The sequence below is a fragment of the Streptomyces alboflavus genome (assembly GCF_000716675.1).
Taxonomy (GTDB): Bacteria; Actinomycetota; Actinomycetes; order Streptomycetales; family Streptomycetaceae; genus Streptomyces; species Streptomyces alboflavus.
The window spans coordinates 34,162-55,739 of the sequence record NZ_JNXT01000041.1; the positions used below are offsets into that span (position 1 = coordinate 34,162).

General features: G+C 71.0%; 18 protein-coding genes and 1 tRNA gene. 9 read left to right on the forward strand and 10 right to left on the reverse strand.

Features of this window, described 5'->3' with window-relative positions; genetic code table 11:
• Positions 1 to 112 precede the first annotated feature (112 nt).
• Both OO63_RS27700 and OO63_RS27705 read left to right on the forward strand, forming a co-directional pair.
• Complete coding sequence (locus OO63_RS27700; RefSeq protein WP_030362083.1) at positions 113 to 2,380, forward strand: (Fe-S)-binding protein; 2,268 nt, start codon at positions 113 to 115, stop codon at positions 2,378 to 2,380.
• 139 nt (positions 2,381 to 2,519) lie between these two features.
• Complete coding sequence (locus OO63_RS27705) at positions 2,520 to 3,833, forward strand: FG-GAP repeat domain-containing protein (protein ID WP_030362084.1); 1,314 nt, start codon at positions 2,520 to 2,522, stop codon at positions 3,831 to 3,833.
• On the opposite strand, the gene OO63_RS27710 is transcribed toward OO63_RS27705, so the two are convergent.
• Together OO63_RS27710 and OO63_RS43935 are read right to left on the reverse strand one after the other, a co-directional pair.
• Positions 3,805 to 4,035 carry a hypothetical protein gene (locus tag OO63_RS27710; protein WP_030362085.1) on the reverse strand — a complete coding sequence of 77 codons (231 nt, stop codon included), beginning with the start codon at positions 4,033 to 4,035 and terminating at the stop codon, positions 3,805 to 3,807. The two genes, OO63_RS27705 and OO63_RS27710, sit on opposite strands and share 29 nt — an antisense overlap.
• A complete protein-coding gene (locus tag OO63_RS43935; protein ID WP_078619398.1) occupies positions 4,032 to 4,256 on the reverse strand; it encodes a hypothetical protein in 225 nt (74 codons plus the stop codon). Before OO63_RS43935 ends, OO63_RS27710 begins: the two co-directional genes overlap by 4 nt.
• Before the next feature lie 221 nt (positions 4,257 to 4,477).
• Here OO63_RS43935 and OO63_RS27715 point away from each other — a divergent pair, with 221 nt between their 5' ends.
• Positions 4,478 to 5,329 carry a helix-turn-helix domain-containing protein gene (locus OO63_RS27715; RefSeq protein ID WP_030362086.1) on the forward strand — a complete coding sequence of 284 codons (852 nt, stop codon included), beginning with the start codon at positions 4,478 to 4,480 and terminating at the stop codon, positions 5,327 to 5,329.
• Positions 5,330 to 5,387: 58 nt separating this feature from the next.
• Here the strand turns inward: OO63_RS27715 and OO63_RS27720 are convergent, their stop codons facing one another.
• The 4 genes from OO63_RS27720 to OO63_RS27735 form a co-directional block, all read right to left on the reverse strand.
• Positions 5,388 to 5,591, reverse strand: a complete 204-nt coding sequence (locus OO63_RS27720; protein WP_030362087.1) for a hypothetical protein — start codon at positions 5,589 to 5,591, stop codon at positions 5,388 to 5,390.
• Positions 5,588 to 6,094 carry a hypothetical protein gene (locus OO63_RS42495; RefSeq protein ID WP_051811256.1) on the reverse strand — a complete coding sequence of 169 codons (507 nt, stop codon included), beginning with the start codon at positions 6,092 to 6,094 and terminating at the stop codon, positions 5,588 to 5,590. The genes OO63_RS27720 and OO63_RS42495 overlap by 4 nt, the downstream gene beginning before the upstream one ends.
• 86 nt (positions 6,095 to 6,180) lie before the next feature.
• A complete protein-coding gene (locus tag OO63_RS27730) occupies positions 6,181 to 7,443 on the reverse strand; it encodes a helix-turn-helix domain-containing protein (protein WP_030362089.1) in 1,263 nt (420 codons plus the stop codon).
• A gap of 77 nt (positions 7,444 to 7,520) precedes the next feature.
• Positions 7,521 to 8,774 carry a helix-turn-helix domain-containing protein gene (locus tag OO63_RS27735; protein ID WP_030362090.1) on the reverse strand — a complete coding sequence of 418 codons (1,254 nt, stop codon included), beginning with the start codon at positions 8,772 to 8,774 and terminating at the stop codon, positions 7,521 to 7,523.
• Positions 8,775 to 9,059: 285 nt separating this feature from the next.
• Between OO63_RS27735 and OO63_RS27740 the strand changes: the two genes are divergently transcribed.
• The 5 genes from OO63_RS27740 to OO63_RS27760 all read left to right on the forward strand — a co-directional run bounded on the left by OO63_RS27740 (position 9,060) and on the right by OO63_RS27760 (position 16,504).
• Positions 9,060 to 10,454, forward strand: coding sequence for an FG-GAP-like repeat-containing protein (locus OO63_RS27740; protein WP_030362091.1), 1,395 nt, complete (start codon positions 9,060 to 9,062; stop codon positions 10,452 to 10,454).
• 57 nt (positions 10,455 to 10,511) lie between these two features.
• Positions 10,512 to 11,945 carry an FG-GAP-like repeat-containing protein gene (locus OO63_RS27745; RefSeq protein WP_030362092.1) on the forward strand — a complete coding sequence of 478 codons (1,434 nt, stop codon included), beginning with the start codon at positions 10,512 to 10,514 and terminating at the stop codon, positions 11,943 to 11,945.
• A 296-nt stretch (positions 11,946 to 12,241) separates the two neighbouring features.
• Entirely contained in the window at positions 12,242 to 13,711 is a 1,470-nt protein-coding gene (locus OO63_RS27750) for an FG-GAP repeat protein (protein ID WP_030362093.1), read from the forward strand.
• Between the two features lie 78 nt (positions 13,712 to 13,789).
• Positions 13,790 to 15,268: an FG-GAP-like repeat-containing protein gene (locus tag OO63_RS27755; RefSeq protein WP_030362094.1), complete on the forward strand. Its 1,479-nt coding sequence runs from the start codon at positions 13,790 to 13,792 to the stop codon at positions 15,266 to 15,268.
• 126 nt (positions 15,269 to 15,394) lie between these two features.
• The gene (locus OO63_RS27760) at positions 15,395 to 16,504 is read left to right on the forward strand and encodes a Yip1 family protein (protein WP_030362095.1); all 1,110 of its coding nucleotides are present in this window, start codon (positions 15,395 to 15,397) and stop codon (positions 16,502 to 16,504) included.
• 98 nt (positions 16,505 to 16,602) lie between these two features.
• On the opposite strand, the gene OO63_RS27765 is transcribed toward OO63_RS27760, so the two are convergent.
• Both OO63_RS27765 and dcd read right to left on the reverse strand, forming a co-directional pair.
• Positions 16,603 to 17,100 (reverse strand): phosphoribosyltransferase, encoded by a 498-nt coding sequence (locus tag OO63_RS27765; RefSeq protein ID WP_030362096.1) that lies wholly within the window; start codon positions 17,098 to 17,100, stop codon positions 16,603 to 16,605.
• A gap of 8 nt (positions 17,101 to 17,108) precedes the next feature.
• On the reverse strand, positions 17,109 to 17,684 hold the full coding sequence (gene dcd, locus OO63_RS27770) for a dCTP deaminase (RefSeq protein WP_030362097.1): 576 nt from the start codon (positions 17,682 to 17,684) through the stop codon (positions 17,109 to 17,111).
• 686 nt (positions 17,685 to 18,370) lie between these two features.
• On the opposite strand from dcd, the gene OO63_RS27775 reads away from it, so the two are divergent.
• Positions 18,371 to 18,441: transfer RNA gene (locus OO63_RS27775), tRNA-Gly, on the forward strand.
• A gap of 218 nt (positions 18,442 to 18,659) precedes the next feature.
• Here OO63_RS27775 and OO63_RS27780 read toward each other — a convergent pair.
• Both OO63_RS27780 and OO63_RS27785 read right to left on the reverse strand, forming a co-directional pair.
• Positions 18,660 to 20,705 carry a dynamin family protein gene (locus OO63_RS27780; protein ID WP_157854065.1) on the reverse strand — a complete coding sequence of 682 codons (2,046 nt, stop codon included), beginning with the start codon at positions 20,703 to 20,705 and terminating at the stop codon, positions 18,660 to 18,662.
• A gap of 169 nt (positions 20,706 to 20,874) precedes the next feature.
• Complete coding sequence (locus tag OO63_RS27785; RefSeq protein WP_030362099.1) at positions 20,875 to 21,561, reverse strand: DUF2848 domain-containing protein; 687 nt, start codon at positions 21,559 to 21,561, stop codon at positions 20,875 to 20,877.
• Positions 21,562 to 21,578 lie beyond the last annotated feature (17 nt).

The following is a 21,578-nucleotide window of genomic DNA, read 5'->3' on the forward strand; positions in this document are numbered from 1 at the left end:
CCCCGCTGGCTACAGTGCGACTGAGTAAGTGGGTAGTCTCAGACGGACTGCATAAGTTACCGCTTAGTAATACGTTGGATTGCCCACCCTCGCAGGCCCGAGGAGCCCCGAAATGCAACTCGCCGCGATCATCGTGTCGCTGGTCCTCATCGCAGTCGGCGTCGCCCTGTTCGGCCGTGCCATCCTGCAGATCTACCAGTTCATGCGGCTCGGCCAGCCCGTGCCCGCGGGAACGAGGACCGACGCGCCCGCCGAGCGCACCCTCACCGTGGCCAAGGAGTTCCTCGGCCACACGCGCATGAACCGGTGGGGCGTCGTCGGTGTGGCGCACTGGTTCGTCGCGGTGGGCTTCTTCTCGCTGCTCCTGACGATCGTGAACGCCATCGGCCAGCTCTTCAAGGCCGACTGGATGCTGCCGGTCATCGGTGACTGGGCGCCGTACAACATGTTCGTCGAGTTCCTCGGCACCATGACCGTGCTCGGCATCCTGACCCTGATCGTCGTCCGGCAGCTGAGCCGCCCCGACCGGCCGGGCCGCAAGTCCCGCTTCGCGGGCTCCAACACCGGCCAGGCGTACTTCGTCGAGTCCGTCATCCTCATCGTCGGCGTCTGCATCTTCACGCTGCACGCCCTGGAGGGCGCCCAGCACCACGTGGACTCCTACGAGGCCTCGTTCTTCATCTCGTACCCGTTCGTGTCGTGGTTCGGGGGCATGGACGTCTCGACGCTCCAGAACCTCACGTACTTCTTCGCGGGCCTGAAGATCGCGACCTCCTTCATCTGGATGATCACGGTCGCCCTGAAGACCGACATGGGCGTCGCCTGGCACCGCTTCCTGGCCTTCCCCAACATCTGGTTCAAGCGGAAGGCCGACGGCTCGACCGCGCTCGGCGCCCTGCTTCCCATGACGACCGGCGGCAAGGAGATCGACTGGGAGGACCCGGCCGAGGACGCCGTCTTCGGCGTCTCCCAGGTCGAGCAGTTCTCCTGGAAGGGCCTGCTCGACTTCTCCACCTGCACCGAGTGCGGCCGCTGCCAGTCGCAGTGCCCCGCCTGGAACACCGGCAAGCCCCTCTCCCCCAAGCTCCTCATCATGTCGCTGCGCGACAACGCGCACGCCAAGGCCCCGTACCTGCTCGCGGGCGGCGGCAAGACGATGGAGGGCGAGGAGAAGGCGTCGGCCGAGCAGCTCGCCGACGTCCCCGCGGCGGCCCTCGCGGAGGCCGAGCGCCCCCTCATCGGCACCCTCGAAGAGAACGGCGTCATCGACCCCGACGTCCTGTGGTCCTGCACCACCTGCGGCGCCTGCGTCGAGCAGTGCCCGGTGGACATCGAGCACATCGACCACATCGTCGACATGCGCCGCTACCAGGTGATGATCGAGTCCGCGTTCCCGTCCGAGGCGGGCACGATGCTCAAGAACCTGGAGAAGAAGGGCAACCCCTGGGGCCTGGCGAAGAAGCAGCGCCTGGAGTGGCTGAAGGAAGTCGACTTCGAGGTGCCGGTCGTCGGCAAGGACATCGAGGACCTCACCGAGGTCGAGTACCTCTACTGGGTCGGCTGCGCGGGCGCGCTGGAGGACCGCGCGAAGAAGACCACCAAGGCCTTCGCCGAACTGCTCCACATGGCGGGCGTCAAGTTCGCGATCATGGGCGGCGACGAGAAGTGCACGGGTGACTCGGCCCGCCGCCTCGGCAACGAGCCGCTGTTCCAGCAGCTCGGCGCGGAGAACGTGGCGTCCTTGAACATGGCGTTCGGGGAAGACGACGAAGACGAGTCGACGAAGAAGCCCAAGACCGCGAAGAAGATCGTCGCGACCTGCCCGCACTGCCTCAACACCCTCGGCAACGAGTACCCGCAGCTCGGCGGCGACTACGAAGTCATCCACCACACGCAGCTGCTCCAGCACCTCATCGACGAGGGCAAGCTGATCCCGGTGACCCCGGTCGAGGGCCTGATCACCTACCACGACCCGTGCTACCTGGGCCGTCACAACAAGATCTACACGCCCCCGCGCGAGATCATGGACAAGGTCCCGGGCCTGCGCCAGCAGGAGATGCACCGCCACAAGGAGCGCGGCTTCTGCTGCGGCGCCGGTGGCGCGCGGATGTGGATGGAGGAGCGGATCGGCAAGCGCATCAACACGGAGCGCGTGGACGAGGCGCTGTCCCTCAACCCCGACATCGTGTCGACGGCCTGCCCCTTCTGCCTGGTCATGCTCACCGACTCGGTCAACGGCAAGAAGAACGACGGCGCGGCGAAGGAGTCGCTCCAGGTCGTGGACGTGGCGCAGCTGCTGCTCGACTCGGTCAAGACGCCGGTGGACCCGGCGGGCGACGAGGAGGCGGCGGACGCGCCGGAGCCGGAGCCGGTGAAGTAGCCGCTACGGCGGTACGTGGTTCACGGTGGGGCCGGTTTCGCCTGGGGCGGGACCGGCCCTTCGTCGTTCGTGTAAACCTGTGGTGCTGTCGGTTCTGTCGTGAGCATGAAGTCACGCGGTGACGTTGGGGTGGGTGGGCATGAGGAGTTCCGGAAGACGTCTGCTGGCCGTCGTCGTGGGCGGCGTCCTGGTCCTCGCGGGGTGCGGGGGCGGTGGCGAGTCCCACGCGCGCGCCAAGAACACCGGCTCGGCCGGACTCGCGAACAAGAGCGCACCTCAGCAGCCCGTCCCGCGCGGCAAGGGCAGCAAGGTGCCGGACGACTTCAACGGGGACGGCGCCCGGGACCTCGTACTCGACGCGCTCGCGCACCGTGGACACGGCGACGATCCCGGAATCGGCATCGTCTACGGAAGCGACCGCGGCCTTGTCCCGGGGGCACGGCAGTTGCTGACCGCCCACGCCAACGGAGCCCGTACGAAGGGCCAGTTGCCCGCCGCGTTCGAGTCCGAGGCGGCCTGCGACCTGAACGAGGACGGCTTCACCGACCTCGTCGTGTCGACGGACCCGCCCTACAACGGCCAGGGCAGGCCCCCCGTCCCCCTCCAACTCCTCTTCGGCTCCCCTTCCGGCCTCACCGGCAAGGCGGTGAAGCTCCAGGTGCCCGACCGGGCCAGGCTCGGCAACGACTGGGCGGACCAGCCGGTGTGCGGCGACTTCGACGGCGACGGCGCGCACGACCTCGTGCTGCACGCGAGCGGCGCCCATCTCACCTTCCTGCGTGGCCCGTTCACGCGGAAGGGTGCCCCGCGCGCGGCGGGCAAGCCGATCACCGCCCCCGGCAACGACCTGGCCACCGGCGCGCCCGCCGTCGACGTGAACGGCGACGGCTACGACGACCTGGTCGTCCGCGAGGAGGCTCGCGCCTCGAAGGGCAGCCTGGTCCTCGGCGGCCCCAAGGGCCCGGCCCGCACCGGCGTCCTCTTCCCCGCCGCGACCGACATCGCCTTCGGCACGTTCGGCCGCGCCAAGGACATGGACGCTGCGCTCGCGGCGCCCGGCGGCATCGCCCTGCGCTACGACGTCCCCGGCACGGCCCGCGCGAAGATCGCCGTCCGGAACGCGTCCGTGTACGCGGGCGACCTGGACGACGACGGCCGCAGCGAGCTGGTCGTGGGCGGGGGCGGGCCCGGTGAGGTGTGGGTGTACCGGGGCCGGGCGGCCGGTCTCGCCGCCAACGCGACGGCGACGCTGGTGCCGTCGCGGGGCCGGGACGGGGTCGTCCAGGTCCTCAAGGTGGCCGACTTCGACGGGGACCGGCGGGCGGATGTGGTGGTGCGGACGGCCTGGGGGCAGGGGCGGGATCGGGTGGAAGTGTATTCCGGCCGGGCGGGGGCGGAGGGGCCGGTGGCCCGGGGGGCGGGGGTCACGTTCTCGACGGTGGGGTTCGGGTAGTCGCCGGGCGGGCTGCCCTGCGGGCACTCAGGGAGGCGTTCCTGGCGGTCTTCCAGGCCTCGTGCAGGCCGCCGCCGGTGGGGCAGTCGTCCCCGCCGCTCGTGTCCCCGTCCTGGCACGGGCGGCAGCCGTACAGGTGGATGACGTAAGCGGTGTACGCCACCGTGGCCCGCGCGTCGAGCTCGGCACCGCCGCTGCTCACGACTGCGGTCCCACATGGCTTGCCGCCGCTCCTCGCCGGATCACTGCGGCCAGGCGCGTCGCCACGTCCGAGCGCACCCGCCCCAGCTCGACGAGCCGCAGTTGAGGTGAGGCGGGGTCGCCCCTGAGTGAGGGCAGCACGATGCCCGCATCAGCCAGCGCCGCTCTCAAGGCCTCCACCGCTGCGTGCGGGTCGACGTCCTTGCGTTCTGTCGTTGCCATGAACGGAACGCTAGAAGTCACGAGTTGGCTGGCGGTACGCTGTTTTCTCGAGTTTGCTCTCCGCCCGCCAAGATTGCTGATCTTTTCTCGCAGGCCCTGCCTGACCCCGTGGAACGGGGGCGAAGGCCCGGCCAAGCTGATGGATCAAGACTCCTGGAAGGGAGAGCGTCCATGGCTCGCCAGTTGCGCCCGGCACGGACAGCAAGGTCGAGGGTTGACCGGTGACCACTGACTACCAGCAAGCCAGGGTGGCCCTGGGGGCGCGACTGCGCGAACTCCGGTTCACCTGCCCCGGTGGTCGGCTCACCGGTCAGCAGCTCGCCCAGCGGCTCGGCTGGCCCGGTTCCAAGGTCAGCAAGCTGGAGAACGGCAGGCAGACGGCCACACCCGAGGATCTGAGGGCGTGGGCCGACGCGACCGGCCAGCCGGGCGCGTACGCGGAGCTTGCCGCCCGCCTGGCGGGGTTCGAGTCACACATCAGGTCCTGGCGTCGCGCGCTGGCGAACGGCTTCAAGCCGCTGCACGAAGGGCTGAGCGCCGAGATCGACCGCACCTCGGACCTGTGGATCTGGGAAGAGTCCGTGATCGCGGGACTGTTGCAGACCCCCGAGTACGCGCGCCACGTCATCCAGCGCTACGCCGAGCTGCTGGGCGGAGCCAGCGACATCGAGGCCGCCGTGCGTTCCCGGGCACAGCGGCAGGAGTGGCTGTACCGGCCCGGTCACAAGCTGCGCGTCCTGATGTGGGAGGCCGCGTTGCGATCGCTGATCTGTCCGCCCTCGGTGCTGGCCGCGCAGCTCGACCGCCTCACCGGGATGCTCGGGATGGACACCGTGGAGCTCGGCATCGTCCCGTTCACAGCCTCTGTGAAGATCGTGCCCGCCAACGGCTTCTGGGTTCTTGACGACCGCCTGGTGGTCGCGGAGGACTGGCACGCCGAGATGTGGTTGGACGACGCCGACAACATCGCCTTGTACGGGAAGGTCTGGAAGACCCTCAGCGAGTCGGCCGTGTACGGGGCCGACGCCCACAACGTGATCAACGCGGCCCGGCGCGCCCTGAACCCTCAGTGACCCATCGTGGGAGTTCCGGGCGCCCCGAGTGACGGGGTCACGTTCTCCACGGTGGGGTTCAGGTAGTCGCCGGGTGCGGTGTGCGGCGGGCGCGCAGGGAGGCGTTCCTGGCTGTTTTCCAGGCTTCGCGCAGGCGGGTGCCGGTGGTGCAGGCGTCGTCGCCGTTCGTGTCCCCGTCCTGGCACGGGTGGCAGCCGTGCAGGTGGCTTACGTAAGCGGTGTACGCCTCCGTGGCCCGCGCGTCCAACTCGGCGGTGCTCACGGCTCGACCGCCCGCAGAGTCTCCGCCGTCATGAGCAGCGCGCTCAGGTGCGCGGGGTCGCACAGGTCGCCGGGGACGGTGGGCTGGACGACCCAGCGGGTGAGGGTCGACACCGGGTGGCCCAGGCGCGGGACGCCGAGGAAGGTGTGGGTGGTCAGTCGTTCCTCCGGCCTGTTCCAGGGGGAGTTGGGGGCGATGAGGACGTAGTACGGGCCGGAGGCGCTGCGGGTGTCGCGGATGACGGGGCCCGCGAGCCAGTCGCGCAGGAAGGCGGTCACGGTGGGCAGGTCGTCGCTGTGGACGGCGGCATGGACGCGGGTGGCGGGGACGCGGATGGCGTCGAAGCGGGGGCCGAGGGGGAGGAGGGCGATGCCGCGTTCGGCCCAGGCGGCGTGGACGGTGGCCGGGTGGGGGTCGGCTCCGGCGAGCCAGGCGCTGGTGCGGTGTTTGTCGAGGTCGGGGAGGGGTGTCGGGGGTCCCGGATGCGGGGGGAATCGGGTCACGTGGTCGACCGTAGGTACGGCCGGGTCCTCTAAGGGGCAGGGCCCCTGACCCCTCACCGAGGGGGAGGATTCCTACCCCTCGGTGATCAGACGGGCACGCCAAGTTCCCGCGCCAGCCCTTCGGCGTCCTCACGCACCATGCTCGGCCCCGACGTCACCAGGCCCGGCAGCGCCGACCGCGTGAAGAGGTTGAACTGGATGGTCTCCGGGGACTCCCGGTGGGCACGTTGCAGGTACGACACGACGGCGGCGCCCTCGTTGCGCAGGCCGTGCGCCCGCGCCGTCTCGATGAGGTGGTACGAGCGGCGGGTGGCCGAGGGGATCCGGCGCAGGTTCAGGGCGTCCGCGACCTCCAGCGCCTTGCCCGGCTGCACCAGGTCGTTGTGCATGGTGATGGCGTATCCGTCGACGACGCCCCGCCCGAAGATCAGCCACGGGTGCGCGTAGTCGTCGCCGAGCCTGCGTGCCGCCGCGTCGGCCTTGTCCCAGTACCGCCACGCGTCCCCCGCCTGCCCGGTCTTGGCGTAGGACAGGGCCACCGCCAGGTGGAGCAGCCCTCGGCGGGCGATGCACTCCGGGTCCTCCGTGTCCGGCAGTAGGGCCACGGCCTGCTCGGCGAGTTCGACCCGCGCCTCGGCCGCCTCGCCCGCGTCGCGGTGGACGTGGTTGACGTACCAGGCGGCTGCGGCGATGGCACGCGGGCTGTCGGCGTCCTGCGCCGCCGCCATCGCCCGGTCGCCGGTGAGCATGATCAGGTCCGGGGCGGGCTGGAAGGACAGGAACAACTGAGCCAGGTGGTACGCCTCGGCCTGTGCCATCAGCGCCCTGCGCCGGTCCGCGCCTTCGAGGGTCCGGGCGGCGTGCCGGGTGTCGGCGAGCAGTGCGGGCAGGAGACGGCCGATGCGGGTGCGGTTGCCCTCGGCGGAGTCCCGCCCGGTTGCGGGCTGTTCAGCCGCGTGCCACAGCTTCCACGCCTGCCGCAGCCTGGCGGCGAGCACCTCGACCGGCTCGGCCGGTCGGGCGGCGGCAACCAACTGGTGCTTGTTCAAGGCCTGCTTGACGAGGGGCAGTTGCCGGTGCTCGGCCTTGGTGAAGCTGGCGGCGGCGATGCGGTCGTCCCCGGTGAGTTCCGCGATGTCCTCGACCCCGAGGACCTGCGCGAGCCGCAGCAACTTGGGCAGCCGGGGCATCGCGATGGTGCCCCGCTCGATGGCCTTCACCCACTCCTCGGAGTGGCCCATCACGTCCGCGACGTACGCACGGGTCCTGCCCGTACGGGTCCGCGCGCGCTGCACACGCTGGCCGAAGGTGAGCTGAGGTACCTCACCGGTGTCGGGGGTCTCGGTCATACCGGCGCCTCCGTTCAGGGCTCGACTCTCCGAACGTACCCCTGAAAGCCGCCCGTGCACGCAAGAAGCCTGGTCCTTCAGGCGGCCGACAAGCCGATCCCCATGGCCAGTTCGGCCGCGCGGTGCCGTCGGCCCGCCTGCTTCGACTCGGTCTCCTCCAGGATGATGCGGCGGGCGTAGCCGTTGTAGCGGATCGTCTCGGGGGCGGCCTCGTAGGCCTTCTGGAGGGTGGCGATCGCCACGTCCGGCTGACCGTCGAGCTGGAAGCCGCGGGCCTCCTCGATCCGGTGCCGGGCCCGGCGCGGCCGTGACCTGATGACGGTCTTGTCCGCGCGGGCCGCCTGGCGCACCGACTCGCCGCCCTGGCGCAGCTCGACCGCCACGGTGACGGCGTGCGCGCCCATGATCGCCCGGCTGAAGCTGGTGACGGGGTGGAAGTAGTCGGCGGGGAGGCGGGCCGCCATGTCCTTCGCCTTGTCCCAGTGCCGCCACGCCGTGCCGGTGTCGCGGCGCCGGGCGGCGGTGTACCCCAGCTCGAACTCCAGGGCGCCCGCGATGGCGAGGACGTCGGCGGCGGCGTCCGGGAGGAGGGGTTCCAGGAAGCGGACGGCTTCGACGTTGATGGCGTCGGCGGCGTCGAAGTGCCGGGGCCCGCTGTCGCGGTGGGCCTGCGCCAGGAGCCAGGCGGCCACGCCGATGGCGTGCGGGTCGCCGGAGTCCTGTGCGGCGACCATGCCGCGCTCCGCGACCCGCCACAGCAGGGCCGCGTCGGGCTGGTAGGCGAGGAAGAACTGCGACAGCGAGTACGTCTCGGCAAGGTGGGCCTGGGCCGCTCGCCGCTCGGCCGCCGTCTCGGCGTGCCGGGCGATCGCCCGCGCGTCGCGGATCAGGTCGGGCAGCAACCTGCCGATGGTCTCGCGGTGGTTGGGCGACTGGTGCCGGGCCTTCCAGGCCGCGTGCAGGCGGGCCTCCAGGTGTGCGACGGGGGGCGGTTCGACGGCCGTCGCTAGGGCGAAGTCGTCGACGGCCGCCTGGACGGCGGCGAGGCGGGGGTGGCCGGGCCCAGCGAACAGATCCACGTGCGCGTCAGGGCGGCCGGTCAGCTCTGCCAGGTCGCGTACCCGCAGCGCCTCGGCGATGCGCAGCACCATGTCGAGCGCCGGGGCCCGCTGCTGGCCGTTCTCGATCTTGCGGAGGGTGTGCACCGACACCCCGACGAAGTCCGCGAGTTGGGCGCGGGTCATGCCACGGCGCTCGCGCAGGATCTGCACGCGCTGGCCGAAGCGCAGCGGATCGGCGTACGGGTCCGGCGTGTCACCTGAGGACGTCACGGCCTTGCCCCTCTCTGAACGGCTCACCACCGCCAGCGTATGGCGCGCGGCCGGACGCGCGTGAGCCTTCCGCGCACTCCGGGCACGCGTGGGGACGCGGAGGCGCCTGGGACCGAGGCCCGCCCGCCCCGTGCCCGGGGGAGCCGAGCCCCCTCCCCAGAAGCCCCCGGCTCGCACAACCTTTCCCACCCCCCACCGGTCACACCCCCGGAACCCCACACCACCGTTCACCCAAAGTCCACCTCCAGGTGACCCCCGGTGAACCCACAAGCCCGGGAGCCCCACGTGCGCGCAAGAAGCCTGGCCGTCGCGGTCGCCGCCGCAGCCCTCACCGCCGGAGGGCTCACGCTGCCCCTGGCCGGGACGGCCGTCGCGGCGCCCGCCGCCCTGAAGGACGACTTCAACGGGGACGGCTACCGCGACCTCGCGGTGGGCGCGCCGAACGGCAACTCGGTGACGGTCACGTACGGCTCGGCCTCCGGCGTGAAGCCGGGACGCGGCACGACCGTCACGCAGAACACCGCCGGGGTGCCGGGTACGACGGAGCCCGGCGACGAGTTCGGCGAGAGCGTCACCAGCGGTGACGTGAACAGCGACGGCTACGCCGACCTGATCGTGGGCGCCCCCGGCGAGAAGACCCCCGGAAAGCCCGGCGGCACCGTCACTATCGTCTGGGGCGGCAAGAACGGCTTCAAGACGGGCGGCAAGACCCTCACCGCGCCGAGCGCCGACGACCGCCGGTTCGGCGAGGCCGCGACCTTCGTCGACATCGACGGGGACGAGGTGGCCAACCTCGCGGTGATCAGCGGCAACCACTGGTGGTACTACGCCGACGGCACCCCGCAGGACGGCCGCGCGATCCCGCTCGAAACCGACTTCCTGCCCAAGAACGTCCGCCTGGACGACATGACCGCCGGCCACTTCACGAACAAGGACGGCTACACGTACATCCTCGCGGGCGAGCGCGAGGACGGCGGTGCCTACACCGCGTACATGAAGGGCGGCGCCGGTGACCTCGGCTACTGGTCGGGCGTCCTGGCCGAGGGCGACGACCGGACGGCGACGCGCGGACCGCTCGCCGGGGGCGACGTCAACGGCGACGGCTACGACGACCTGATTACCGGCAACCCGCGCGCGGGCAAGGGCGGTTCGGTCAGCGTGCGCCTCGGCGCCGACTCCAAGCTGGGCGCGCCCGTGACGTACACGCAGGACAGCGCGGGCGTGCCGGGCGCGGACGAGGCGGGCGACGGCTTCGGCGCGGCGGTCGCCGCGGGCGACGTGACCGGGGACGGCCGCGCGGACGTGGCCGTGGGCGCGCCCGGCGAACAGGTGGGAACCGTTCCGGGCACGGGGAGCGTGACCCTGTTCAAGAGCGCGGCGAACGGTGGCCTGACCGGTGGCAAGGCCTGGCACCAGGAGACGACGGGCGTCCCTGGAGTCGCCGAGAAGAACGACCAGTTCGGATCTTCCGTGCGCCTGAAGGACATCAACAGGAACGGCAGGGCCGACCTGGCGATCGGTGCGCGCGGCGAGGACATCGGCACGTCGGCGGACGCGGGCGCCGTGTGGGTCCTTCGCGGTACGACGACGGGTGCGACGACGCCGTACGCGACCTCCTTCAACGGCTCGGACTTCGGCGCGGGCGGCGCGGGGCGCGGCTTCGGCGAGACGCTCCGCTAGGCACTGCCGCCGCGCCGACCTTCAACTCACCTACGTACAACGCTGGTTGGAGCTACCTTGCGCAAGAAGACTCTCTCCGCCGCCGTGCTGTGCGCGGCGACCGTACTCAGTGTCGCGGGCCTGTCCGCGACCCCCGCCGCCGCGGCCGGGCCCGCCCCGAAGCCGAAGGCGGACTTCAACGGCGACGGCTACGCGGACCTCGCGGTCGGCGTGCCCGGCGCCACGGTCGGCGGCAAGGCCAAGGCGGGCTACGTGAACGTGGTCTGGGGCGGCAAGAAGGGCCTCGGCGGCCACGGCTCGACGACCGTCAGCCAGGGCACCGCCGGGGTTCCCGGCACCGTCGAGAAGGACGACGGCTTCGGGGCCTCGGTGTCGACCGGCGACATGAACGGCGACGGCCGGACGGACATCGTCGTGGGTACGCCCGGTGAGGACAACTCGGCGGGAGCCTCCGCGGGCACCCTCACCGTCCTCTGGGGCGCCAAGTCCGGCATCAAGGGCGGCTTCACGGCCGCCAACGGCGCCTACGCGGGCAACCAGATCGGCGGCCTCGTCAGCACCGGCGACTACGACGGCGACGGCGACCAGGACATCGCGCTCAGCACGAGGAACGACGAGCGCGCCGCGATGGAGACGCGCCCGGGGCCGTTCAAGGCCGGATCCCCCGCGACCCTCCAGCGCGTCGACAGCTGGCACTTCAGCGGTCCCCGCGCGGTGACGTCCGGCGACTTCGACGCGGACGGCCGCGACGACCTCGCGGTCACGTACGGGGGCATGGAGATCGCGGGCACGGCCGTGTACGGCACCAAGTCCGGGGCGTGGAAGGCGGCGTGGCGCGCGGGCGACACCGCGACGGCGCTCGCCACCGGCGACTTCGACGGCGACGGCACCGCCGACCTCGCCCTCGGCGAGGTGCGGCCCAACCCCGAGGCGGAGGAGGGCGACGAGGGCTTCTGCGCGGAGCGGCTCGGCGGCGCCATCGCGACCGTCTACGGCAAGTCCGGTACGACCCTGGGCGGCGCCGTGTCCTGCACCACCCAGGACACGGACCGCGTCGACGGCAACGCCGAGGCCGACGACAACTTCGGCGCGGCGCTCGCCGTGGGCGACCTCGACCGCGAGGACGGCGACGAGCTGATCGCGGGCGCGAGCGCCGAGTCGGTCGGCATCGACAAGGACGCCGGCGCGTACTGGATCCTGGAGTCCACCGGCACCGGCAAGGAGCTGTACGGCTCCGGCCTCAACCAGACGTCCCCGGGCGTCCCCGGCACGTCCGAGGCGGGCGACCGCTTCGGCGCGGCGATCGCCGTGGACGACTACAACGGCGACACCTACCCGGACTCGGCCGTCGCCGCTCCCGGCGAGAACGCCTCGTCCGGCGGGGTCTGGTACGGCACCCCGAAGGACCGCCCGTCGCCGCAGGTGTCGGTGACTCCGGCGAAGCTGGGGCTCGCGGGGGCGCGGGCTTACGGGGCGGTGCTCGGCCAGTAGGACGGTGAGTGGGCCCGCGCGGGACCAGGGCGGCGATGCGCGGGCCCGCACAGGACGGTGTGATGGGGGCGCCCGCGCCTCCCCGGCGAGCGCGGGCACCTCCCTCTCACCACACCCCTTCATCACTGCCCCAGCGCTCCCCCTCCATAACGACACGGCAACTGCTCATCGACCTCATACAACCCACACATCCCACAAGTGGTCTCTCCTAGACCGAGGTTGAGGACAACGCGCCCACGAACGCGCGGCCAACCCCCGGCAAACACATTCACCGGCACCGCAGGAGAGACCACCGCATGGCCCAGCTCAAGCGCACCACTTCCCGCGCCACCGCGACGGCCGCCGTTCTGGCGCTGACCGGCGGGCTCCTCACGCTCGTGGCACCCACGGCATCGGCGGCACCCGGCCCCCGACTCACGGCACCGGACGCGGACTTCAACCACGACGGGCGCGCGGACGTCGCCACGTCGACCTCGGGCACGTACGTCGGCGGCAAGGCGGCGGCGGGCGCCGTCACGGTGACGTACGGCAAGGAGGGCGGCGTCGGCCGCAGCGTGGCGTACACGCAGAACAGCACGGGCGTGCCCGGGTCCGCCGAGAAGGGTGACGGGTTCGGGGCCGACCTGGCGTACGGAGACTTCGACGACGACGGCTACGACGACCTCGCCGTCGGCGTGCCGGGCGAGGACGTGGGCGGCGACAAGGACGGCGGCTCCGTCCAGGTCCTGTGGGGCTCACCGAGCGGCCTGAAGGGCGGCACCACCCTCAAGGACCCGCGCCCCACGCGGCACGACCGCTTCGGCGGCGTCCTCGAAGCCGCCGACTTCAACGGCGACAAGAAGGCCGACCTGGCCGTCGGCACCGGCACCACCGCGGTCGTCGACATCCTGCGCGGCGGCTTCAGGCGCGGCGGCGCGACGGGCGGGCACTCCACGGTCAAGGCCCGCATCCACGGCAACGGCGAGGTCGGCGTCCTCAACCTGCACTCGGGCGACGCCGACGGCGACGGCTACGAGGACCTGATCGTCAACGGCTACGAGAACACCGCGGCGGCCCCGAACGCCAACTTCTGGATCCCCGGCTCCCGTTCGGGCCCCAAGGCGTCCGCCGCCAAGAAGCTCCTGCCGGGCATCGTCACGGACCTGGGCGACGTCAACAAGGACGGCTACGACGACGTGGTCATCGGCACGTCGTGGGACAACGGCGTCGCGGGCGCGGCCAGGGGCGGCGCGGTGAACGTCCTGTTCGGCGGCAGGAGCGGCCCGGACAACGACGAGCGCGCCAAGATCACCCAGAACACCTCCGGCGTCCCCGGCAGCGGCGAGAAGGGCGACTCCTTCGGCGACGAGCTGGACCTCGGCGACATCAACGGCGACGGCAACCTGGACCTGGTCGTCGGCGCCCCCGGCGAGACCGTCGACGGCGTCGCGGACACCGGCGCCGTGACGATCCTCTACGGCAAGTCGGACGGCTCCGGCCTCTCCGGGCGCGGCGCGAAGCTCCTCACCCAGAACACCCCCGGCGTCCCCAACGACGACGAGAAGCACGACTTCCTCGGCTCGGACGTCCACGTCGACGACCTGAACGGCGACCTCCGCGCCGACGTGCTCCTGGGCGCCGTCGGCGAGAACGGCGGCAACGGCGCCGTGTACCCGCTGCTGTCCCGGCCCTCCGGCACACTCACGGGCACCTCCGGCATCTACCCCGGAACGGCGAACCTCTCCGGCACCGGCACCCCGCGCCTGGGCGCCAACTTCGCCGACTGACCCTCACCCCACAACCGTTCCCCAACCCCACGTGTCACACAGGTGAACTCAAGCCACCACCAACGAGTTGGAGCCCCTGTGCGCACACGCACCCTCGCCCTGGCCGCCGCCACGGCCCTCGCGGCGACCGGACTCACCCTGCCGGTCGCCGCGGGTGCCGCCGCGGACGAGCCCGCGCCGCCCGCCGCCGAGAGCGACTTCAACGGCGACGGCTACGCCGACCTGGCCGTGGGCGTCCCCGACGCCTCGGTGGGGGGCAAGGCCAAGGCCGGGTACGTGAACGTGGTCTGGGGCGGCCCGAAGGGGCTGCGCGGGGCCGGCAACGTACGCGTCACGCAGTCCACCAAGAACGTCCCCGGCACCCCGGAGGCCGGGGACAGGTTCGGCGCGGCCGTCGCCGTCACCGACGTGGACAACGACGGGTACGCGGACCTCGCGATCGGCGCGCCCGGCGAGGACATCGACGGGCGCGCCGACACCGGCGGCGTGACCGTCGTGTACGGCGACGCGGGCGGCTTCGCCGGGTCCCACACGGCCGCGCGCGGCGAGAAGGCCGGGGACCGGTACGGCAACGCCGTCGTCGCCGCGGACTTCACCGGCGACACGGACATGGACCTGGCGATCGGCGGCACCGACAAGGTGGTCGTCAACTACAACCCGCGCGCCGACCGCACCCAGCCCGGCATGGGCGACCGCATGGGCGGCCGCGCCCCCGTCCTGTCGACGGGCGACTACAACGGCGACGGCCGCAGCGACCTGGCCGTCGCGTACTACACGAAGCAGCAGCCGTACACGCAGTCGCACGTCATGCTCTACCACTACGACAGCCGCGAGGGCCGCCTCCTCCTCGACTGGGCGAACAGCAACGGCGCCACCTCCGCCTTCGCCACCGGCGACTTCGACGGCGACGGCCGCGACGACCTCGCCCTCGGCAACTGCCGCGAGATAGCCGACGAGAACATCGACGACCCGTGCGGCCCCGAGGAGCTGACCAAGGGCGGCGGCATCCACATCCGCTACGGCGGCGACCGCCCCAACGACTTCGGCACCCGCAAGCAGACCCTCAACCAGGACACCCCGGGTGTCCCCGGCGTCGCCGAGACCGGCGACGGCTTCGGCGAGGCTGTCACCGCCGCGGACGTCAACGGCGACGGCCGCGACGACCTGATCGTGGGCGCGCCCGGCGAGGCCATCGGGGCGAAGAAGAACGCGGGCAGCGCCACCGTCCTGCTCGGCGGCAAGAAGGGCATCCTCGACGCGGACGACGAGATCGGCGACGGCGCGGCCAAGGGCTACGCGTTCCAGCAGGACACGGACCGGATCCCCGGCACCGCCGAGACCGGCGACCGGTTCGGCGCCGCGCTCGCCACCGGCGACCACGACCACGACGGCACGCCCGACCTGGCCGTGTCCGCCCCCGGCGAGAACGCCTCGGCGGGCGGCGTCTGGGCCGTCCCGGGCGCGCTCCCGCCCGGCACCACCGCCCTCACCCCCAACTCCCTCTCCCTTCCGGCCACTTCCACCGCACTGGCGTACGGGAGCGTTCTCGGGCGCTGACCCGAGCCCCTGACCTGGGGTTGTCCCCTCAGGGTCCCCCTAGGGGTTGTCACAGCTCAGCCGCAAACCCGCTCTCCTCCACAGGACGGACGACCGCACCCCGTCAGACCAGGTACGTTCGATTCCGTGGCTGGATTCAGGAGCGGACGCGGCGGCCGGGACAACCGCGCACAGCAAGGACCCCGACAGGGCCCGCCCCAGGGCGGGCACCCCGGTCAGGGCGGTCACCCGGGGCCGCACCAAGGACCGCGGCAGGACCCGTACGGACAGCAGGCCCCTCAGGGCGGCCAGGCGCCGTACGGGTACCCGCCCGCGCCCGGCGGCGGCCGCCCGGCCCCGCAGCCGTACGGCGGGCAGCCGCCCTACGGCGGCCCGGGCCCCGGCCAGTACGGCGGCGGGCAGCGCGGCGGCCACGGCGGCCCGCAGGGCGGCGGCCAGCACCACGGAGGCGCCCAGCAGTGGCCGCAGCCTCCGGGCGGCCAGGGCGAGCCGGAGTACTTCGGCGGCCAGGGCGGGCACGGGGGCCAGGGCGGACACGGCGGGCACGGCGGGCACGGCGGCGGGCACGACCCGTACGCCGCCAACAACGCCGGGCACACCCAGGCCTTCTCCCTGGGCGAGGACCCGTACGGCACGGACCCGTACAACGACGGCGGCAGCTACCGCGCAGGACAGGCCCCGCCCGGCCCCATCGGCCCGAAGCTCCCCTGGAAGGAGCTGCTGCGCGGCATCGTCTTCCGCCCGGTCCCGACCTTCCTCCAGATGCGGGACTACGCGATGTGGGCCCCGGCCGTCATCGTCACGTTCCTCTACGGCCTGCTCGCCGTCTTCGGCTTCGACGAGGCCCGCGAGGACGTGCTGAACGCCACGCTGTCCACGGCGATCCCGTACGTCATCACGACCGGCGTCGCGATCTCCCTCAGCGCCTTCATCCTCGGCATCGTCACGCACTCCCTGGCCCGCCAGTTCGGCGGCGACGGCGCCTGGCAGCCGACGGTCGGCCTCTCCATGCTGATCATGGCGATCACGGACGCCCCGCGCGTCGTCGTCGCCCTGTTCCTCGGCGGCGGCAACGGCTTCGTCCAGCTCCTCGGCTGGGCCACCTGGCTGGCGGCGGGGGCACTCCTCACCCTCATGGTGAGCAAGTCCCACGACCTGCCGTGGCCGCGGGCGCTCGGCGCGTCGGCGATCCAGCTCCTGGCGATCCTGTCGATCGTGAAGCTCGGCACGTTCTGAGCTTCCGTACACAGCAGTCCGTACACAGCAGAGGGCCCCGGCGAGCACAAGCTCACCGGGGCCCTTCGCATACGTGTCCCGTACGCCGGAACTGACCGCTACGCGTCGAGAACCTGCCCCTGCCGCTTCACGACGGGCGGCTCGACACTCCACGGGAAGTTGATCCACTCATCGGTGCGCTTCCACACGTACTCGCACTTCACGAGCGAGTGGGACTTCTCATAGATGACGGCGGAGCGCACCTCGGCGACGGTGTCGAGGCAGAAGTCGTGGACGAGCTTCAGCGTCTTCCCGGTGTCGGCGACGTCGTCGGTGATGAGCACCTTCTTGTCGGAGAAGTCGATGGCGTTGGGCACGGGGGCCAACATCACCGGCATCTCCAAGGTCGTCCCCACCCCCGTGTAGAACTCCACATTCACCAGGTGGATGTTCTTGCAGTCGAGGGCGTACGCGAGCCCGCCCGCGACGAAGACGCCGCCGCGCGCGATGCTCAGCACGATGTCGGGCTCGTACCCGTCGTCGGCGATGGTCTGCGCGAGCTCGCGGATCGCGCCGCCGAACTTCTCGTACGTAAGGTTTTCGCGAACGTCACTCATGCTGGGGCTCACACCTGGGTCCGATGGAAATTGAGGAAGGAACGGGAGGCGGTGGGGCCGCGCTGGTTCTGGTAGCGCGAGCCGTAGCGCTCGGACCCGTAAGGGGACTCGGCGGCGGAGCTCAGCCGGAACATGCACAGCTGGCCGATCTTCATCCCCGGCCACAGCTTGATGGGCAGCGTGGCGAGGTTGGAGAGCTCCAGGGTCACGTGACCGCTGAACCCCGGGTCGATGAACCCGGCGGTGGAGTGCGTGACGAGCCCGAGCCGCCCGAGGCTGGACTTGCCCTCCAGACGCGACGCAAGATCGTCGGGGAGGGTGATGACCTCGTACGTCGAGGCGAGCACGAACTCCCCGGGGTGGAGGATGAACGGCTCGTCCCCCTCCGGCTCGACGAGCCGGGTCAGATCCGCCTGCTCGACGGACGGGTCGATGTGCGGGTAGCGGTGGTTCTCGAACACCCGGAAGAAGCGGTCGAGGCGCACGTCGATGCTCGACGGCTGCACCATGGATTCGTCGTAGGGATCGATCCGGACCCGCCCGGCGTCGATCTCGGCCCGGATGTCCTTGTCTGAGAGAAGCACGCACCGAGGATACGCAGAGCGCGCGGGACCGCCCCAATCGGACAGACCCGCGCGCCTCGGATACGGGGTTCCCCCCTTACCGCTTCTGCAACTCCACCGGAACAGCGTGCCGGAGCCGGGCACACCGAGGACATCGGATCAGCCGGCCGGGGCCGAGCCGGTCGGCCTGCTGCATCGGGAACGAAGCGGTGCTGAACACGTGCCCTTCGGCACAACGGACGACGGTGCGCTCCATCAAGTCCTCGGGTCCCTTCCCCAGAGCCGTTACGCGAGTGCCGTCCACCTGTGACGGGGGGCGTTCCCGGCCCTTGAACGGGCCGTTTCCGACCCTTGTCCAGAGGCCGTTTCCGACCCCCTCCGACCGACGGCGAAAGCCACATTACGGGATGAAAGGGACGGCACTCCAGGCGGCACTCCGTCTCTCACGGCCCCTCGCACGGGGCCCTCACACAACCCCCACGGCGCCCCTCCGGACACCTTCGGGAAAACCCCTGGCCACACCCTGAAGCACCCCCGCAGCCCCCCGCAGCACCCCCGAGGCGGCCCCTACCGTACGCCCCAACTCCCTTCGCCCGCAGTCACGCAGAGCCCACGCAGCGCAGCGGGGCCTCGGCGCGGCGGCGCCCGGGGCCTGGGATGGGGTAGAGTGTGCGAAGCTACGAAACCGGTTCAACCGGGAGCGTCGCGCGGGTGTAGTTTAGTGGTAGAACATCAGCTTCCCAAGCTGAGAGTGCGAGTTCGATTCTCGTCACCCGCTCTTCTTCTGAGCCCCAGGTCATCGACCTGGGGCTCGTTTGTTGCCCGGACCGGGCGGGCGTCCGAACCGCGCTTCCCCGGGCGCCCCGGACGCGAGCCGCCACCCAAGGCTGCGCTCGCACGAGGAAGCCGCGCACCATTGCCCGCCGCAGCGCCAGGGCCGCGGCGCAGGCTCACCCCTGGCGGGCGCGCCGGACGACATCTCGAGCGACTCGTGCGTCACATCGCTTTCAATGTGCGGAGGGATTCGAGGAGTGCGTCTGCTTCAGTGCAGAGCGATTCGAGCTGATCGATGGAGCCCTGCCGTGCTTGGTTCTCCGGGTGTGCGATGCGCTCACGGACGTGATCCCGGGAGCGTTCGAGTTGCTCCCGGTACTGGGCCAGGTTGTCCATCAGGTGATCGATGACATCTGTTCCCTGAACGCTTGTCGCCAGCGTGAACTGTTCTTTGATCGCTGCGGCTTCGGAGTCCATCGCACTGATCCACTCGTCCTGGAGCACTTGCAGGGAGCTGATTCTGCGCTTGCGGCGATGAACGCCGAGGAAGACCAGTGCGGCGACCCCTGCGACGAGTCCGGCGGGCGGGAAGAGCGTGCCGGCCGCCGCGAGACCGTACAGCCAGCCTCCGCCCGCTGCGACGGGGGTGACGATGCCGACCAGTGCCGCTGCACGCTGGACCACGTCATGGCGGGTGGTCGAGGGCCGGGCCTGCTGGGGCACGGAGAGATTGTTCACGTCCAGGGTGAAGTCTGGGAGCCGTCCTGCGAGATCCTTGTCGCCGAAGACTTGGTCGACCGTCTGGACGATGTCCTGCTTGAAGGCTTCGAACTGTTCGGTCCAGAGCGTCGCAGGCCCGGCCTGGGCCTCGATCCAGGTGCGGAGTACCTGGGCCTTGGACACCTGAATCTGGTTCGCTTTGGTGGGCCTGTTGAGGTCGGTGGCCCTGATGACGTGGTCCAGCTCGGTGTGGAGGTGGCCCGCGAGGCGCGTGAAGGGGCGGACGGTCCGTGCGATGCGGTTCTGAAGTTTGCGTTCCAGGTCCTCGCGGATGCGAGGCAGGGCTGTGTCCAGGAGCTCCAACCCCCGCTGCTGGCTCTCCAACAGTTCCTTGAGTTCGTCGATCTCAAGGCGTTCGTTGCTCAGTCTCTCGGTGAGTACCTGGTTCCGCGGAGCCATGAGGACCTGAGCTTCCGTCGCCACCGCGGCGATGTGCTTGGTTCCGGTCCCGGTACTGATCAGGTCCTCGATCGCCTGACGCAGTGTCGCCATGCGGCTTTCCGCATGCATCCGTTGTGCGGCGGCCTCTGCTCCGTCCGCGCTGAGTTTGTCGGCGCGTGCCTCGTTGGCGGGTGAGACCGGCAGGAAGCCTTCGCCGATGAAGCCCAGGTCCGGTCGGCCGTCCAGCGTGAAGTTCTCTCTCAGGTAGTCGTTGTTGCGGGCGACCGTCGCCTGCCACTCCGGGGCGTTTCTGAAATCGAGATTGTCCGCCGCATCGATGGCGGTGACCACCCACACGACCCTTTTCCGCGACAGTAGATAGTGGTCGTACAGGAAGCGGATCAGATCAAGGTCACGCTCTGAAAGGGTACGGCTGGCGTGAGTGACGTACATGAAGCAGTCCGCGTCGGCCATCGCAGTCCGAACGATCATGTCGTGGATCGGGTTCGGGGAACCGTAGCCAGGCAGGTCGTAGAGCTTCGCCGGGAGTTCGGCTTTGGCGAGCATGATTTCGAGTTCGGCGACCTCGCGGCCGCGGTGCGCTCGGAGGCGGTCCGTCATGTCCGCTTCGTGCATCGCGTACGCCGCGACCACCGAGGGGGCAGGAGAGTTCCCGACGTCCTCCCACTCGTCCTCGCCGGAGTCGGTGAACCGCACGCGCAGATAGCCGGTGCCCGACGCGTCGACGGTGGCCTGTTCGTCGACCGGAACCACGCTGGCGGGACAGGCGGTTGTGGGAATCGGGGACGAGGGCAGCAGTCCGACGAACTTATCTGCGGTCTGACCGTTGGAAGTTGGCACCTCAACCAGCTCAAGACCCCTCTGCAGTCCACTCAGAAGGAAGCTCTTGCCGGACGAGAAGGCCCCCAGCAGCGCCACGTTGATCAGGGTTGAGGCCGCCCGCGTCCTCAACCGTTTCATCGTGCCCGCGTCCTCGAGCAGCTCCTGTGACCAGTCCGCAGGGGTCTCGGGAGCGGCTGATGCGGCACGCATCCACAGCTCGCACCGATCGAGAACACTGCGCAGTTCGTTGCGTGCTTCGTCCACATCCCTTGGCACAGTCACAGCACAGGTATAGCCCAGGTTGGAGAGGTGGGCAGGTGCTTCCGGAACACTCGTCAGCTCCGTAGGTCCAGTTGTGGACCCACCTACGTGTGAACGTATCCCGGCAGCGCGAGCACGGTCGCCCAGGATCCCGACGTACGTGACGCCCCCCTCAGCCGATCGGCGCCGCCATCAGCCGGACGTCGTAGTGGAGGCGGATCGTGTCCCCGGTGGCCGGGTCGGCCAGTTCCACGGTCCAGGCGTCGGCGAACTGGTTGACGCCGGGGGTCATGGGGATGGTGCCGGAGATCAGGACGGTGCCGGGGGTGAGCGCGTCGCGTGCGCGCAGGACGTCGGCCCAGTAGGCGGGGGTGAGGAGTTCGGCGAGGGTGCCGTGCTGGATCTCCGTCGAGGTGTCGCCGTGGGTGACCCAGGCGCGCAGGGTGAGGGCGTCGAGGCGGGACTCCACGTCGGCCAGGCGCCAGGCGCGGCGGGCGAGGACGTCGGGGCCCGCGTTCTTGCTCCAGGCCACGCCGTGCACCTCCAGGTCGCGGTCGGTGTGGTCGCAGGCGGCGGTAAGGAGCAGTTCCCCGCCGTCCGCCACGACGAGCGCCCACTCCGCCTCGCCCGAGGTGCGCCCGTGCTGGGCGTGGACCCGGTCGGTCTGCTGGGCGAGGTAGGGGGAGACGGGGTAGAGGGCGGGCGTCACGGACGGGCCGGGCACGCCCAGTTCGGCGAGCTCCGCGACGTGTGCGGCGACGTCCTCCTGGCTGCGTCCGGCGTAACCGGCGTTGAGGACCTGGACGACGTCGACCTCGCGGGTCGATCCGTCGGGCAGTTCGAAGGTCAGCACGGTCATGTGGGCACTCCAGGGGT

Excerpts from the sequence above, each read along its gene's own strand:
- OO63_RS27700 (WP_030362083.1), top strand. The coding sequence starts at position 113 with ATGCAACTCGCCGCGATCATCGTGTCGCTGGTCCTCATCGCAGTCGGC.
- OO63_RS27765 (WP_030362096.1), bottom strand. The coding sequence starts at position 17,100 with ATGAGTGACGTTCGCGAAAACCTTACGTACGAGAAGTTCGGCGGCGCG.
- OO63_RS43935 (WP_078619398.1), bottom strand. The coding sequence starts at position 4,256 with ATGGCAACGACAGAACGCAAGGACGTCGACCCGCACGCAGCGGTGGAG.
- OO63_RS27785 (WP_030362099.1), bottom strand. The coding sequence starts at position 21,561 with ATGACCGTGCTGACCTTCGAACTGCCCGACGGATCGACCCGCGAGGTC.
- OO63_RS27750 (WP_030362093.1), top strand. The coding sequence starts at position 12,242 with ATGGCCCAGCTCAAGCGCACCACTTCCCGCGCCACCGCGACGGCCGCC.
- OO63_RS27705 (WP_030362084.1), top strand. The coding sequence starts at position 2,520 with ATGAGGAGTTCCGGAAGACGTCTGCTGGCCGTCGTCGTGGGCGGCGTC.
- OO63_RS27730 (WP_030362089.1), bottom strand. The coding sequence starts at position 7,443 with ATGACCGAGACCCCCGACACCGGTGAGGTACCTCAGCTCACCTTCGGC.